This is a genomic window from Streptomyces poriticola, assembly GCF_036689765.1.
Taxonomy (GTDB): Bacteria; Actinomycetota; Actinomycetes; order Streptomycetales; family Streptomycetaceae; genus Streptomyces; species Streptomyces poriticola.
The window spans coordinates 407,166-421,857 of the sequence record NZ_JBAGKH010000004.1; the positions used below are offsets into that span (position 1 = coordinate 407,166).

Consider the following 14,692-nt stretch of genomic DNA (forward strand, 5'->3'; position numbering starts at 1 on the left):
GACGCGTGCGGATCAAGTGGCGGCACCGGGCCTCGCCGGCGGCACCCCTGGCGCTGGCCCTGCTGGCGGCGACCGGTTGTGACGGCGCGCCGGACGCGCGGCCGGCCCCGACGGGCGCGTCGTCCGGGTCCGTGGCCCGGGTGTGCGCCGAGCCGGCGGCCGGACCGGTGAAGGCGCCGGCCGGCGCGGTGACGGTCGACCCCGCGGTCCCCGGTGACCTGGCTGCGAAGACCAGGAGCAGCCCACCGAACACCACGTTCTGGCTGCGGCCGGGCGAACACCGGCTCCAGCCGGACCGCTACGCCCAGGTCGTCCCCAAGAAGGGCAACAGCTACCTCGGTGCACCGGGCGCCGTGCTCGACGGCCGGAGGACCAATCAGTACGCGTTCGGCGGCGCCGCCCCCGACGTCACCATCCGCCACCTGACCGTGCAGGGTTTCGTCGCTCCGCACAACGAGGGCGTGGTCAACCACGACTCGGCCGACGGGTGGGTGATCGAGCACGCGACGATCCAGCACAACTCCGGGGCCGGGCTGATGGCCGGTGCCCGCCAGCGGGTGCGCGCCAGCTGCCTGCGCGGCAACGGCCAGTACGGCATGAACGCGTACAAGGCCACCGGCCGGATCAGCGGTCTGGTCGTCGAGGGCAACGAGATCACGGGCAACAACACCGGCGACTGGGAGCGCCGGCGGCCGGGCTGCGGCTGCACCGGAGGCGTCAAGTTCTGGGCCGTCGACGGGGCCGACGTGCGCGGCAACTGGGTGCACGACAACCGCGGAACCGGGTTGTGGGCGGACACCAACAACAACGACTTCCGCATCGAGGACAACGTGCTGGAGGCCAACGACGGCGCCGCACTGATCTACGAGACCAGCTACAACGCGGTCGTCCGGAAGAACACCATCCGGCGGAACAACTGGGTCGAGGGCCGCAGGCACGCCGACCGCGGCGACACCTTCCCGTTCGCGACCGTCTACCTGTCCGAGTCCGGCGGCGAACCGCGAGTCCCCGCCCGCACCGACAAGATCGAGATCTACCGGAACCTGCTGGAGAACAACTGGTCCGGGATCACCCTGTGGGAGAACGCCGACCGGTTCTGCAACAGCCCGGCCAACACCTCCTCCGGTGACTGCACGCTGCTGGTCCGGGACACCGATCGCTGCGCACAGCCGGCGATCGCCACCGAACCGCTCTACGCCGACTGCCGGTGGAAGACCCAGCGGGTGGACATCCACGACAACCGCTTCGTGCTGGACAAGTCCGTCGTCGGCTGCACGGTGCAGTGCGACCGCATGGCGGTGCTGTCCAACTACGGCACCTATCCGGACTGGTCGCCGTACCAGGGCGAGCGGGTGGCCGAGGCGATCACCCGCGAGCAGCACAACCGCTGGCGCGACAACGTCTACGTCGGACCGTGGAGTTTCGTCGCCCACGACCCGAGCCGGACACTCGGCCTCGGGCAGTGGCAGAGCGCTCCGTACCGGCAGGACGCGGGCAGCACCTTCCGTGCGCGGGACGGTGGCTGAGATGAGTCCGAACGCCACCGGCCACGCGCCGAAGTTCGTCGGGACGGCCTGGGGACTGCTGGTCCTCAACACGCTCGGCTCCGCGGGGGCGAGGACCATCGTCCCGCTGCCCCGCTCCCTCATCCAGATGGTCACCATGGGCGCGCTGGTCGCCGCGTTCGCGCTGGCGCTGGTCGGCAATCTCCGGGTGCGCATCCGGGCCGGTGCCTTCCTGTTCCTGCTCACCCTTCTGCTGGTGCCGAGCGTGATCTCCAGCGCGAGCCTGGAGTCGGGCTTCGGCGCCCTGTTCCGCTGTGCCCGGCTGGCTCTCTTCGTGGGCACGCTGTGGCTGCTCAGCCGCTGGTGGGACGGCAGCCCGACCTTCGTCCGGCACCACATCCGGATGTACTTCGCGGTCCTCGGGACGGTGGCTGCCGGTGCGGTCGTCTCCCCGGGAGCGGCCATGCCCGAGCTCTACGGCGGGCGGCTGGTCGGCGTGTTGTGGCCGCTCACCCCGCCGCAGATCGGACAGTACGCAGCGGTGATCACCGGGCTTTCGGTGCTGCTCGTACTGGGCCGCCGGACCGACAGGGGCAGCGCGGCGGTCGTCATCGTGCCGGCGCTCGCCCTGCTCGCGCTCACCCATACCCGGACCGCCACGCTCGGCCTGCTCGCCGGGCTGGCACTGGCGATCGGCTCGCTCGTCCTGACCAGCGCCGCGGCCCGCCGGTTCTTCGTCGGGGCGGTGCTGTGCGCCGCCGTGGCCGCGGTGGGGTTCGGCTCGGCGCTGCAGGCGTGGTTCCTGCGCGGCCAGAGCCAGGAGAACTTCACCAGCCTCACCGGTCGGGCCAAGGTCTGGGACGCCCTGCTGGCCGCGCCCCGGACGACCTCGGAGTATCTGTTCGGCGCGGGCCTGGGCGACAAGTCGTTCGGCGGGCTGCCGATCGACAACAGCTGGCTGGCCGTCTACCACGAGCAGGGGATGACCGGCGTCGCCCTGGTGGCGGCGATCGTCGTCGTGCTGGGCGGCGTCGCGCTGCTGCGCCCGCCGTCGCTGTCGAGGGCCTGCGCGATCTTCCTGATCAGCTACTGCGCGATCGCGTCGTACACCGAGGCCGGGCTGGGCGACGCCTCGCCGTATCTGCTGCATCTGGCCGTGGCCGCCTCGCTGCTGGCGGCGCCTGCCGCGGCCGATCCCCTCGCGGCCCCCCAAGTCGCACGAAGGCGGGTCCCGCGACCGGCCCGGAGATCGGAGGTGACCTGAGCATGCACGGCATTCACGTTCTGGTAGTACACAACCGCTACGCATCGGCGCAGCCGAGCGGGGAGAACAAGGTCGTCGACCAGGAGGTGGCGCTGCTGCGCGGGGCCGGCCACCGGGTCGGGGTGTTCGAGCGGCGCAGCGACGACATCGCCGCGCGCTCCCTTCCGGGCAAGGCCGCGCTGCCGCTGCTGGTGCCGTGGAACCCGGCGGTCCGCGCGGAGCTCGCCGCCCGGCTCCGCGCCGAGCGGCCGGACGTGGTGCACGTCCACAACGTCTTCCCGCTCCTGTCGCCGGCGGTGCTGGCCGCCTGCGCCGACGCCGGGGTGCCCGCCGTCGCCACGCTGCACAACTACACCCAGGTCTGCCCGCCCGGCACGCTGCAGCGGGACGGCCGGCCGTGCACCGAGTGCGTCGGGGCGTCGCCGCTGCCCGCCGTCCGGCACGGCTGCTACCGGAACTCCCGGCTGGCGACGGTACCGCTCGCGGTCAGCCTGTCGGTCAACCGGCGGCGGTGGTGGTCCGGCGTGGAGCGGTTCTTCTGCATCTCCGCGGCGCAGCGTGACGTCCTGGTGCGGGCCGGCATGCCGGCCGAGCGGCTGGCGGTCAAGCACAACTTCGTGCCCGACCCGGGCGCCCGCCGGACGGGTCGCGGCGAGCATCTGCTCCACCTGGGGCGGCTCGCGGAGACCAAGGGCGTGCGGCTGCTCATGGCCGCGTGGGACGAGATGGCCGCCGGCGGCGGTGTCGGCGTGCCGCTCGTGATCGCCGGAGCGGGGCCGCTGGAGCGGGAGGTGGCCGCCTGGGCGGCGGGCCGGGACGACGTGCAGTACGTCGGCCTGTACGACCCGGCGCAGTGCCGGCAGGCCGTCGCGCGTGCGGTCGCGGTGGTGGCCCCGTCCACATGGCTGGAGACGTTCGGACTGGTGGTCGTGGAGGCGATGGCGGCGGGGGTCCCGGCCGTCGCGGCCGGGCACGGCGCCTTCGTCGAACTCGTCGAGGACGGGGTGACCGGGCTGCTGCACCGGCCGGGCGAGCCCGCCTCGCTCGCGTCCTGCCTGCGCCGGATCACGGCCGACCCGGACCGCAACCGGGAGATGGGCGAGGCGGCCCGGCGCCGCTACGTGCGGGACTTCAGCCCGGCCGTCGGGCTGGAGCGCCTGGTGGCCGGGTACCGCGGCGCGATCGCGGGGCGGCCCGGCGGCGGGGACCGCCCGCCGCCGGCAGGGGACACAAGCACTGGCTCGCGGCGGGGACACCCGCGCGAGCGGGATGGGGGCAGCAGATGACACGATGCCGACTCTGCGGATCGGCGGCGCTGGCGAGCGTCGTCGACCTCGGGGCGACCCCGCCGTGCGAGAGCTTTCTCGCCGCGGACCAACTGGACCGGCCGGAACCGGCGTACCCGCTGCACCTGCGGGTCTGCACCGACTGCTGGCTGGCGCAGATCCCGCCGCTGATCACGCCGGAGGAGACGTTCACGCAGTACGCGTACTTCTCCTCGTACTCGACCTCCTGGGTGGAGCACGCGCGCACCTTCGTCGCCGACGCCGTACAGCGGCTGGATCTGGGCACCGACGCGTTCGTGGTCGAGGTCGCGAGCAACGACGGGTACCTGCTGAAGTCCGTGGTGGACCGCGGCATCCGCTGCCTCGGCATCGAGCCGTCGGTGAACGTCGGTGCCGCGGCGCGGGACGCCGGTGTACCCACGCTCACGGAGTTCCTGGACCCGGCCACCGGTGCCGCCGTCCGTGCCGAGCACGGCGCGGCCGACCTAGTGGTCGCCAACAACGTGTACGCGCACATCCCCGACGTGGTCGGGTTCACCCGGGGGCTGCGCGCCCTGGTCGCCGACGACGGCTGGGTCTGCATCGAGGTGCAGCACCTGCTGACCCTGATCGAGGAGAACCAGTACGACACGATCTACCACGAGCACTTCCAGTACTACACGGTCGCCTCCGCGATGCGAGCCCTGGCGAGCGGCGGACTCACGCTCGTGGACGTGGAACTGCTGCCCACGCACGGCGGGTCGATCCGGCTGTGGGCCCGGCCGGCCGAGTCGGCCGGCGAGCCGATGCGGCGGGTGGCCGAGGTGCTGGACCGGGAGAAGGCCGCCGGGCTGCAGGAGCTGTCCGGGTACGCCGAGTTCTCCGCCCGGGTGGCGAAGGTGCGCCGGGACCTGCTGCGGTTCCTCATCGAGGCGGCCGAGCGGGGCGAGACGGTGGTCGGCTACGGCGCCCCGGGCAAGGGCAACACCCTGCTCAACCACTGCGGCGTCCGGCCCGACCTGCTCCCCTACACGGTCGACCGCAACCCGTACAAGCACGGCAGGTTCACCCCGGGCACCCGCATCCCGGTCCTGCCGCCCGAGCGGATAGCCGCCGACCGACCGGACTACGTGCTCGTCCTCCCCTGGAACCTGCGGGCCGAGCTGGTCGAGCAGCTCTCCTTCGTGCACGGCTGGGGCGGCCGGCTGGTCTTTCCCATTCCGGAACTGAGCATTGTCGAGGTCGCGTCGTGAAAGGGCACAGCATGAAGGTCGTACTGTTCTGCGGCGGTTACGGGCTGCGGATGCGCAACGGAGCCTCGGACGACCTGCCCAAGCCGATGGCGATGGTCGGCCCGCGGCCACTGATCTGGCACGTCATGCGCTACTACGCGTACTTCGGGCACACCGAGTTCATCCTGTGCCTCGGGTACGGGGCTCACCACATCAAGGACTTCTTCCTCAACTACGAGGAGACGACGTCCAACGACTTCGTGCTGCGGGGCGGGCGGACCGAGCTGCTGTCCACCGACATCGCCTCCTGGACGATCACGTTCGTGCAGACCGGCATCGAGTCGCCGATCGGGGAGCGGCTGCGCCGGGTGCGGGACCACCTGGACGGCGACGAGATGTTCCTCGCCAACTACGCCGATGTGCTCACCGACGCCCCCCTGCCGGAGATGATCGACCGGTTCGCGCGGCGCGACGCCGGTGCGTCGATGATGGTGGTGCCGCCCCAGTCCTCGTTCCACTGCGTGGACCTGGGCGAGGACGGTCTGGTGGGGGGCATCACTCCGGTGGCCGAGCTGCCGCTGTGGGAGAACGGCGGCTACTTCGTGCTCCGCCAGGAGGTCTTCGACCACATCCCGGAGAACGGGGACCTGGTCGCCGACGGGTGCACCCGGCTGGCCAAGCGCGGCCGGCTGGTGGCGCACCGGCACCGCGGTTTCTGGAAGCCGACCGACACCGTGAAGGAGCGGGCCGCGCTCGACGCCGCATACGCCCGGGGCGACCGCCCGTGGGCCCTGTGGGAACGGGACGGCGCCGCCGCGGCGGACGCGACCGGCGGCGGGGACGGCGCCGGAACGGGGGCCGCGTGATCCGGCTCGGGGCGGGGCGCCTGGACCGGATCGTCGCGCTGGGCGCGCACTGCGACGACATCGCCATCGGCGCCGGCGGCACACTGCTGGCGATGTGCCTCGCACGGCCCGGAGTCCGCGTCGACGCGCTGGTGCTCTCCGGCGGCGGCAGCGAACGGGAGCGGGAGGAGCAGGCAGCGCTCACCGCCTTCTGCCCGGGCGCCGACCTGCGACTGACCGTGCTCAAGCTGCCTGACGGCCGGCTGCCCGCGCACTGGGACGAGGCCAAGGCCGGGGTCGAGGAGCTGCGCGGGCAGACCGAGCCGGATCTCGTGCTGGCCCCGCGCACCGATGACGCGCACCAGGACCACCGCGGCCTGGCGAAGCTGGTGTCCACCGCGTACCGGGACCACCTGGTCCTCGGCTACGAGATCGTCAAGTGGGACGGCGATCTCGGCCGTCCGGCGGCGTACCAGCCGCTGCCGCCGGAGGTCGCCGAGCGGAAGGTGCGGCTGCTGCAGGAGCACTACCCCTCGCAGCAGCACCGGCCCTGGTACGACCGGGAGGCCTTCCTCGGGCTCGCGCGGATCCGCGGCATCGAATGCCACGCCCGCTACGCCGAGGCGTTCGACGTCACCAAACTCACTCTCGACCTGGGGGAATGAACCTTGCGCGTACTGCTGACCGGACACCAGGGCTACCTGGGCACCGTGATGGCCCCGGTGCTCGCGGCAGCCGGGCACGAGGTCGTCGGGCTGGACGCCGGCCTGTTCGCCGACTGCGTGCTGGGCCCGGCGCCCGCGGATCCGCCGGGGACGCGGGTGGACCTGCGCGACGTCACGGCCGAGCACGTGGCCGGGGTGGACGCCGTGATCCACCTGGCCGCTCTGTCCAACGACCCGCTGGGCGCGCTGGCGCCGGAGCTCACCTACGACATCAACCACCACGCGTCCGTGCGACTGGCCCGGCTGGCCCGCGACGCCGGGGTCCGGCGCTTCCTGTACGCGTCGACCTGCTCGGTCTACGGCGCCGCCGGCGGTGGCGGACTGGTGGCCGAGGACGCCCCGCTGCGCCCGGTGACGCCGTACGCGGAGTCCAAGGTGCGGGTGGAGGACGATCTGCACGCGCTGTCCGACGGCGACTTCAGCCCGGTGTTCATGCGCAACGCCACCGCCTTCGGCCACTCGCCCCGGCTGCGCGCCGACATCGTGCTGAACAACCTGGTGGGCCACGCCCTGCTGTCCGGTGAGGTGCTGGTGCTCTCCGACGGCACCCCCTGGCGCCCGCTGGTGCACGCCGCCGACATCGCGCGGGCCTTCACGGCCGCGCTGACCGCGCCGCGGGAGGCGGTGCACGACCGGGCGTTCAACATCGGCAGCGAGACCAACAACGTCACGGTCGCCGAGATCGCCGAACAGGTGGCGGCGGCCGTGCCCGGCTCGCGGGTGGTGATCACCGGCGAGACCGGTGCCGACCCGCGGTCGTACCGGGTGGACTTCTCGCGGTTCCGCGCCGCGGTGCCCGGGTTCGACTGCGAGTGGACGGTCAAGCAGGGCGCGCTCGAACTCGCCGACGCCTACCGGACGCACGGGCTGACCCGGGAGGACTTCGAGCGGCGCTTCACCCGGCTGGCCGTGCTGCGCGCGGCCTCCGACGCCGGCACCGTCGACGCCACCCTGCGGCGGCGCCGGTGAACACGGCGGGCGAGGAGATGTACGCGCTGGTGGAGCGGTTGTACCCGCTGTGCCGGAGCATCACCGGCGACGGTGTGCGCGCCACGTTGGACATCGTCGGCGAGTACGTCCCGCTGCAGGTGCACGAGGTGCCGACCGGGACGCAGGTGCTCGACTGGACGGTGCCGCAGGAGTGGAACATCCGGGACGCCTACATCGCCGACGCCGCCGGGCGCCGCGTCGTCGACTTCGCCGCATCCAACCTGCACGTGCTGGGCTACAGCGTGCCGGTCTCGGCGACCATGCCGCTGGCCGAGCTGCGCGGGCACCTGCACACCCTGCCGGACCATCCGGCCTGGGTGCCGTACCGCACCAGCTACTACACGCCGGACTGGGGGTTCTGCCTGGCCCAGGAGACCCTGGACGCGCTGCCGGACGGCGAGTACGAGGTGCGTATCGACTCGTCGCTCACCGACGGCCACCTCACCTACGCCGAGCATGTGGTCCCCGGGCAGGTCGCCGACGAGGTGATCGTCTCCTGCCACGTCTGCCACCCGTCGCTGGCCAACGACAACCTCGCCGGCATCGCGGTGGCGGCGTTCCTGGCCCGGGCGCTGGCGGAGCGGACGCCGTGGTACACCTACCGGTTCCTGTTCGCGCCCGGCACCATCGGGGCGATCACCTGGCTGGCCCGCAACGCGGAACGGGTGGCACGGGTCAGGCACGGGCTGGTTCTGGCCTGCGCCGGCGACCGGGGCCGGCTGACGTACAAGCAGAGCAGACGCGGCGACGCGGAGATCGACCGGGTGATGCGGCATGTGCTGGACGCGTCCGGACGTCCGCACCGCGTCGCCGAGTTCACTCCGTACGGCTACGACGAGCGGCAGTTCTGCTCACCCGGCTTCGATCTCGGCGTGGGTTCGCTCTGCCGCACCCCGTACGCCGGCTACCCCGAGTACCACACCTCGGCGGACGACCTGGAGTTCGTCTCCCCGGAGGCGATGGCGGACACTCTCGCCCTGTGCCGCGAGGCGTTCGCGGTGCTGGACGCCAACCGTCGGTACGTCAACCTCAGCCCCTACGGCGAGCCGCAGCTGGGCAGACGCGGGCTGTACGACTCGCTCGGCGGCCGCAGTGACGCGAAGCAGGCCCAGCTGGCCATGCTCTGGGTGCTCAGCCTCTCCGACGGCGCGCACGGTCTGCTGGACGTCGCCGAGCGGTCCGGGCTGCCGTTCGAGACCGTCGCCGCCGCGGCCGGCGCCCTGCACGGCGCCGGGCTGATCAAGGCGTGACGCCGATGACCACCGAGAGGGAGAAGGCGGCGGCACCGGCGGCACCGGGCGGCGAGACCCGGCGGACCACCAGGCGGGCCGTGGTCGGGCGGCTGTCCTGGGGGCTGGCCGACCAGGCGGCCTCCAGCCTGACCAACTTCGCGGTGGGGATCTACGTGGCGCGCTCGCTCGGGCTGGCCGCGTTCGGCGTGTTCAGCCTGGCCTGGGTGACCTACGGCGTGGTGCTCAGCGTCTCGCGCGGGCTGGCCACCGACCCGCTGGTGGTGCGTTTCAGCGGCGTGCCGGAGGCCTCCTGGCGCGGGGCGGTGGCCCGGTCGTCGGGTACCGCGCTCGGCGTCGGTGCCGCCGTCGGCGCGGGCTGCCTGGTGGCCGGGACGGTTCTCGGCGGCCAGGTCGGGCTCGCGTTCGCGTGCCTCGGCGCCATGCTGCCGGGGCTGCTGCTGCAGGACGCCTGGCGGTACTCCTTCTTCGCCGCGGGCACCGGTCGCAAGGCGTTCGTCAACGACCTCGTCTGGGGCGTCGCGCTCATCCCGGCCATGGTGGTGGCGGCCCGCGTGGGCAGCGTCGCCGCCTTCGTGCTCGCCTGGGGCGCGTCCGCCGCGGTGGCCGCGGCGTACGGCTGCCTGCAGTCCGGCATCCGGCCCCGGCCGGCCGGAGCGCGCGAGTGGCTCCGCACGCATCGCGACCTGGGCTACCGGTACTTGGTCGAGAACACCTCCGTCAGCGGTGCGAGCCAGCTGCGGGCGTACGGGCTGGGCGCGATCGTCGGGGTCGGCGCGGTGGGTGTGGTCCGGGGCGCCGAATTGCTGCTCGGTCCGTTCCTCGCCGTGCTGATGGGCCTTTCGCTGGTCACCGTCGCGGAGGCGGCGCGGGTGCTGCGGCGGGCCCCGCACCGGCTGGGCAGGTTCTGCCTCCTGCTGGGCGGCGGGCAGGCGGCCGCCGCGCTGCTGTGGGGCGCGGCGCTGCTGCTGATGCCGGACCGGGCGGGGGCGTTCGTACTCGGCGACGTCTGGCGCTCCGCCTCGGAGCTGATCGTGCCGGCCACGCTCAGCGTCGCGGGCGCCGGCCTCGGTACCGGCGCTGCCGCCGGACTGCGCGCGCTCGGCGCGGCCCGGCTCAGCCTGCGCTGCCAGCTGTTCGCCTCCGCCTGCTATGCCGGCGGCGGGATCGGCGGAGCGGTCGTCGCCGGCACGATCGGCTCGGCCTGGGGAGTCGCCGCCGCGTCCACCTGCGGCTCGGCCGTGTGGTGGCTGCATCTGCGCTCCGCCCTGCGCGAGCGCCGTCGAGGGGGTGCCTGATGGATGTTCCGGGAGAAGGAACGCCCGCCGCACTGCGGCCGGGGACCGCAGCCGGTGCGTGCTCCCGGCGTGCCGGCCGGACGGCCGCGCACCGGCCCTACCGGGGCCCTGGTGCCGGTACGGCGAAGCGCGTGCCGCCCCGCCCGGGCGGAGCCGGGAGCTCGGGGCCGCGCACCGGGCGTCGCGCCGCCGCGGAGACCGCTCAGGCAGCCCCCCAACCCATTCCCGAAGTGAGGACACCATGACCGCCCCACCCCGGCTGAGCATCGGCCTGCCCGTGTACAACGGCGAGGAGTACCTGGCCGAGGCGCTCGACGCGCTGCTCGGCCAGACCTACGAGGACTTCGAGCTGGTCATCTCCGACAACGCCTCGACCGACGGTACCCGCGACATCTGCCGCCGGTACGCCGCACGGGACTCGCGCATCCGGTACCTCCGGCTGCCCCGGAACATCGGCGCCGCGCCGAACCACAACCACGTGTTCGCCGAGTGCCGCGGCGAGCTGTTCAAGTGGGCCTCGCACGACGACCTGTACGCCCGGGACCTGCTGCGGCGCTGCGTCGAGGCGCTGGACGGGCAGCCGGACGTGATCCTCGCGCACAGCGACCAGGCGGTCGTCGACGGTGCCGGCCGGGTGAAGGTCCCCTACGAGTACGGGCTCGCCACCGGCTCGCCGTACGCGCCGGAGCGCTTCCGCAGCCTGCTGTTCGAGCCCGGCGGCGACGATTTCTACGGGGTGATGCGGGCCGACGTGCTGCGCCGGGTGAAGCCGCACGACAGCTACCACCACGCGGACCGCACGTTCGTCGCCGAGATCACCCTGCACGGGCCCTTCCACCAGGTGCCCGAACTGCTGTACTTCCGCCGTGACCATCCCGCCCGCGCCGAGCGGGCGAACCCTTCCAAGCGCGCCCGGTGCGTCAATCTCGACCCGCGCCGGGCAGGCGTGCTGCACCCGACGCCCCGGCTGCTCGCCGAGTACGTCTGGGGCTTCGCCGCGGCGATCCGGCGGGCGCCGCTGTCCCCTGCCGACCGGCGCGCCTGCTTCCGCCACCTGGCCGCGTGGATGGCCGGCCGGGTCCGGCCGGGCGCCGGCGAGCGGGTCGAGGACCGCACCCCGGTCGGCCCGGACCGGCTCACCGTCTCCGTCGACGCCGTCGTCGCCGGCCGTGAGGGGAGGCAGGCATGACGGCCGCCGACGAAACTCCGGTGCGCGTGGGGGTGTTCGGCCTGCTCGGCTCCGGCAACCTCGGCAACGACGGGTCCCTCGAGGCCCTGCTCGGGTACCTCCGCGCCGAGCACCCGGAGGCGGTCGTGGACGCGTTGTGCGGCGGACCAGAGGCCGTCACCGCCCGGTTCCGGATCCCCGCGACGCGGATGCACTGGTACCGCGGGGAGTACCGGACCGCGTCACGTGCGGGCGCGATCGCGGCCAAGGGTCTGGGCAAACTCGTCGACGCCGTCCGCACCGCCGCCTGGGTGCGCCGGCACGACGTGGTGATCGTGCCGGGCACGGGTGCCCTGGAGGCCACGCTGCCGCTGCGGCCGTGGGGCTTCCCGTACTCGCTGTTCCTGCTCTGCGCGACCGGCCGGCTGTTCGGCACCCGGGTCGCGCTGGCCGGTGTGGGCGCCGCGGCCATCGGCAGCCGGCCGACCCGGGCCCTGGTGCGCTGGTCGGCACGGCTGGCCGCGTACCGGTCGTACCGGGACACCCTGTCCCGGGACGCGATGCGGGCCATGGGCGTGGACACGGCGCGCGACGAGGTCTACTCGGACCTCGTGTTCGCCCTGCCGACGCCGCCGCCGAGCGGACACCCGGGCCCGCCGGGCCTGGTCTGCGTCGGCGTCATGGACTTCCACGGGAGCAACGACGACCGCGCCCGGGCCGAGGAGATCCACCGGCGCTACCTCGACGGGACGACCCGTTTCGTGCGCACGCTGGTCGAGGACGGCAGGCCGGTCCGGCTGCTCACCGGCGACGAGCTCGACGCGCCGGTGGTCGACGCGATCCTCGACGCGGTGGACTCGCCGCTGGTCACCGCCGCCGAGGCGACCTCGCTGGCCGACCTTATGAGAGAGACGGCGGCGGCCGACACCGTGGTGGCGACCCGGTACCACAACCTGATCTGTGCGCTGAGGGTCGGCACGCCGACGCTCGCACTCAGTTATTCGGAGAAGAGCGACGCGCTCATGGCCCGGATGGGCCTGGACGCCTACTGCCACCCGGCTCGCAAGGTCGACGCCGACCGGCTCCTCGAGCAGTTCCGGGCGCTGGAGCGGGGATCGGCCGGCCTGCGGCGGACCCTGGCCGAACGGAACCTGGTCGTCGCCCGGCAACTCCAGGGCCAGTTCACCGCCTTGACCGCGGCCCTGTTTCCGGCGACCGGACACCCCCGCACCCGTACCCGGCAGGAGGCCCGGTGAAAGCGACCGAAGTCCCGCAGATCGCGGGCGCGTTCCTCTTCGAGCCGACGCCGTACACCGACGAGCGCGGCTTCTTCTGCCGCACCTTCGACGCCGACGTGATCCGCTCGGTGGGCCTGGACCCGGGCGCCTTCGTCCAGGACAGCGTGTCCCGCTCGGCCCGGGGCGTGCTGCGCGGCCTGCACCTTCGCTCCGGCGCAGGCGAGGCCAAGCTGGTGCGGTGCTCGTACGGGCAGATCTTCGACGTCGTCGTGGACCTGCGGCCGGGCTCGCCGACGTACCGCGGCCGGGCCTTCTTCGAGCTGTCCGACGAGACGCAGGCGACCCTGTACATCCCGGCGGGCTGCGCGCACGGCTTCCAGGCGCTGACCGGGACCGCCGACACCTCGTACCGGATCGACCGCCCGCACGATCCGGCAGAGGACGTGACGATCGCGTTCGACGACCCGGAGCTCGCCGTTCCGTGGCCGCTGCCGGTCACATCGATGTCCCGGCGGGACCGGGAGGCGCCGGGCCTCGCCGAGGTCCTGAAACTGTTGGAGAGGTGAAGTCGGCGTGGACGACTCAGGCGAGGATTTCCGCATGCCCCGGTCGCGGCAGGCCAACGAGCGGCTGCACGCCCTGATCCCCGGGGGCGCGCACACGTACGCCAAGGGCGACGACCAGTACCCCGAGAACCTGGCCCCGGTCATCAGCCACGGCCACGGCGCCCACGTCTGGGACATCGACGGCAACCGCTATGTGGAGTACGGCTCCGGCCTGCGGTCGGTCAGCCTCGGCCACGCCCACCCGCGGGTGATCGAGGCGGTGCGGCGGGAGCTCGGCCGCGGCAGCAACTTCGTCCGGCCGTCCGTCGTGGAGGTCGAGGCCGCGGAGCGCTTCCTGGCCACGGTGCCGACCGCCGAGATGGTGAAGTTCGCGAAGAACGGCTCCGACGCCACCACCGCCGCGGTGCGCCTCGCCCGCGCCGCCACCGGGCGCCCGCGGGTGGCCCTCTGCGCCGACCATCCGTTCTTCTCCGTCGACGACTGGTTCATCGGCACCACGCCGATGTCCGCCGGTGTTCCGGCGGCGACCGAGGAGCTCACCGTGGGGTTCCCCTACGGGGACCTGGCCGCCACGGAGGAGCTGCTCACCCGGTACCGGGACGAGGTCGCCTGCCTGGTCCTCGAACCCGCCACCCACACCGAGCCGCCGCCCGGGTACCTCACCGGTCTGCGTGAACTGGCCGACCGGCACGGCTGTGTGCTGGTCTTCGACGAGATGATCACCGGGTTCCGGTGGTCCGAGGCGGGTGCGCAGGGTCTGTACGGCGTCGTCCCCGACCTCTCCACGTTCGGCAAGGCGCTGGGCAACGGGTTCGCCGTCTCCGCGCTGGCCGGGCGGCGCGACCTGATGGAGCGGGGCGGGCTGCGTCACTCCGGCGACCGGGTGTTCCTGCTGTCCACCACGCACGGTGCGGAAACGCACTCCCTGGCGGCCGCAATGGCGGTGCTCGCCACCTACGTCGAGGAGGGCGTCACCGCGCGCCTGCACACCCTCGGCGAACGGTTGGCCGCCGGTGTCCGCGACGCCGCCGCCGCCATGGGCGTCGGCGACCACCTCGTGGTCCGGGGCCGGGCCAGCAACCTGGTCTTCGCCACCCTGGACGAGAACCGTCGGCCGTCGCAGCGGTACCGGACGCTGTTCCTGCGCAGGCTCCTCGCGGGCGGGGTGCTGGCCCCGTCGTTCGTGGTGAGCAGCGCGCTCGACGACGCCGACATCGATCACACCGTGGACGTGGTGGCCCAGGCCTGTGCGGTGTACCGGAAGGCTCTGGACGCCGGTGATCCCACCCCCTGGCTGGCCGGACGACCGGTGAAGCCCGTGTTCCGGCGCTGGGCGTGACTGACGT

The 14,692-nt window shown here is 73.2% G+C and carries 13 protein-coding genes; all 13 read left to right on the plus strand.

All coding sequences use genetic code 11. The features are described from left to right. Positions 1-5 precede the first annotated feature (5 nt). The 13 genes from V5O46_RS09475 to V5O46_RS09535 all read left to right on the plus strand — a co-directional run bounded on the left by V5O46_RS09475 (position 6) and on the right by V5O46_RS09535 (position 14,685). Positions 6-1,526: a right-handed parallel beta-helix repeat-containing protein gene (locus V5O46_RS09475; protein WP_332884034.1), complete on the plus strand. Its 1,521-nt coding sequence runs from the start codon at positions 6-8 to the stop codon at positions 1,524-1,526. A gap of 1 nt (position 1,527) precedes the next feature. Continuing rightward, positions 1,528-2,769, plus strand: coding sequence for an O-antigen ligase domain-containing protein (locus V5O46_RS09480; RefSeq protein WP_332884035.1), 1,242 nt, complete (start codon positions 1,528-1,530; stop codon positions 2,767-2,769). Positions 2,770-2,780: 11 nt separating this feature from the next. Continuing rightward, positions 2,781-4,055, plus strand: coding sequence for a glycosyltransferase (locus V5O46_RS09485; RefSeq protein ID WP_332884134.1), 1,275 nt, complete (start codon positions 2,781-2,783; stop codon positions 4,053-4,055). Then, positions 4,052-5,287, plus strand: coding sequence for a class I SAM-dependent methyltransferase (locus tag V5O46_RS09490; protein ID WP_332884036.1), 1,236 nt, complete (start codon positions 4,052-4,054; stop codon positions 5,285-5,287). Before V5O46_RS09485 ends, V5O46_RS09490 begins: the two co-directional genes overlap by 4 nt. An 11-nt stretch (positions 5,288-5,298) precedes the next feature. Continuing rightward, positions 5,299-6,132, plus strand: a complete 834-nt coding sequence (locus V5O46_RS09495; protein ID WP_332884037.1) for a glycosyltransferase family protein — start codon at positions 5,299-5,301, stop codon at positions 6,130-6,132. After that, positions 6,129-6,776 carry a PIG-L deacetylase family protein gene (locus V5O46_RS09500; RefSeq protein ID WP_332884038.1) on the plus strand — a complete coding sequence of 216 codons (648 nt, stop codon included), beginning with the start codon at positions 6,129-6,131 and terminating at the stop codon, positions 6,774-6,776. The genes V5O46_RS09495 and V5O46_RS09500 overlap by 4 nt, the downstream gene beginning before the upstream one ends. Positions 6,777-6,779: 3 nt before the next feature. Then, on the plus strand, positions 6,780-7,805 hold the full coding sequence (locus V5O46_RS09505) for an NAD-dependent epimerase/dehydratase family protein (protein ID WP_332884039.1): 1,026 nt from the start codon (positions 6,780-6,782) through the stop codon (positions 7,803-7,805). Positions 7,806-7,822: 17 nt separating this feature from the next. After that, complete coding sequence (locus V5O46_RS09510; RefSeq protein ID WP_332884135.1) at positions 7,823-9,076, plus strand: DUF4910 domain-containing protein; 1,254 nt, start codon at positions 7,823-7,825, stop codon at positions 9,074-9,076. A 5-nt stretch (positions 9,077-9,081) separates the two neighbouring features. After that, positions 9,082-10,374 carry an MATE family efflux transporter gene (locus tag V5O46_RS09515; protein ID WP_332884040.1) on the plus strand — a complete coding sequence of 431 codons (1,293 nt, stop codon included), beginning with the start codon at positions 9,082-9,084 and terminating at the stop codon, positions 10,372-10,374. A 241-nt stretch (positions 10,375-10,615) separates the two neighbouring features. Further along, positions 10,616-11,563 carry a glycosyltransferase family 2 protein gene (locus V5O46_RS09520; protein ID WP_332884041.1) on the plus strand — a complete coding sequence of 316 codons (948 nt, stop codon included), beginning with the start codon at positions 10,616-10,618 and terminating at the stop codon, positions 11,561-11,563. Next, positions 11,560-12,798, plus strand: coding sequence for a polysaccharide pyruvyl transferase family protein (locus V5O46_RS09525; RefSeq protein ID WP_332884042.1), 1,239 nt, complete (start codon positions 11,560-11,562; stop codon positions 12,796-12,798). Before V5O46_RS09520 ends, V5O46_RS09525 begins: the two co-directional genes overlap by 4 nt. Beyond that, positions 12,795-13,346 carry a dTDP-4-dehydrorhamnose 3,5-epimerase family protein gene (locus tag V5O46_RS09530; RefSeq protein ID WP_332884043.1) on the plus strand — a complete coding sequence of 184 codons (552 nt, stop codon included), beginning with the start codon at positions 12,795-12,797 and terminating at the stop codon, positions 13,344-13,346. Before V5O46_RS09525 ends, V5O46_RS09530 begins: the two co-directional genes overlap by 4 nt. 34 nt (positions 13,347-13,380) lie before the next feature. Further along, a complete protein-coding gene (locus V5O46_RS09535) occupies positions 13,381-14,685 on the plus strand; it encodes a glutamate-1-semialdehyde 2,1-aminomutase (protein WP_332884044.1) in 1,305 nt (434 codons plus the stop codon). The last annotated feature ends 7 nt before the right edge of the window (positions 14,686-14,692 follow it).

Excerpts from the sequence above, each read along its gene's own strand:
- V5O46_RS09510 (WP_332884135.1), top strand. The coding sequence starts at position 7,823 with ATGTACGCGCTGGTGGAGCGGTTGTACCCGCTGTGCCGGAGCATCACC.
- V5O46_RS09490 (WP_332884036.1), top strand. The coding sequence starts at position 4,052 with ATGACACGATGCCGACTCTGCGGATCGGCGGCGCTGGCGAGCGTCGTC.
- V5O46_RS09515 (WP_332884040.1), top strand. The coding sequence starts at position 9,082 with ATGACCACCGAGAGGGAGAAGGCGGCGGCACCGGCGGCACCGGGCGGC.
- V5O46_RS09495 (WP_332884037.1), top strand. The coding sequence starts at position 5,299 with ATGAAGGTCGTACTGTTCTGCGGCGGTTACGGGCTGCGGATGCGCAAC.
- V5O46_RS09520 (WP_332884041.1), top strand. The coding sequence starts at position 10,616 with ATGACCGCCCCACCCCGGCTGAGCATCGGCCTGCCCGTGTACAACGGC.
- V5O46_RS09525 (WP_332884042.1), top strand. The coding sequence starts at position 11,560 with ATGACGGCCGCCGACGAAACTCCGGTGCGCGTGGGGGTGTTCGGCCTG.
- V5O46_RS09535 (WP_332884044.1), top strand. The coding sequence starts at position 13,381 with ATGCCCCGGTCGCGGCAGGCCAACGAGCGGCTGCACGCCCTGATCCCC.
- V5O46_RS09480 (WP_332884035.1), top strand. The coding sequence starts at position 1,528 with ATGAGTCCGAACGCCACCGGCCACGCGCCGAAGTTCGTCGGGACGGCC.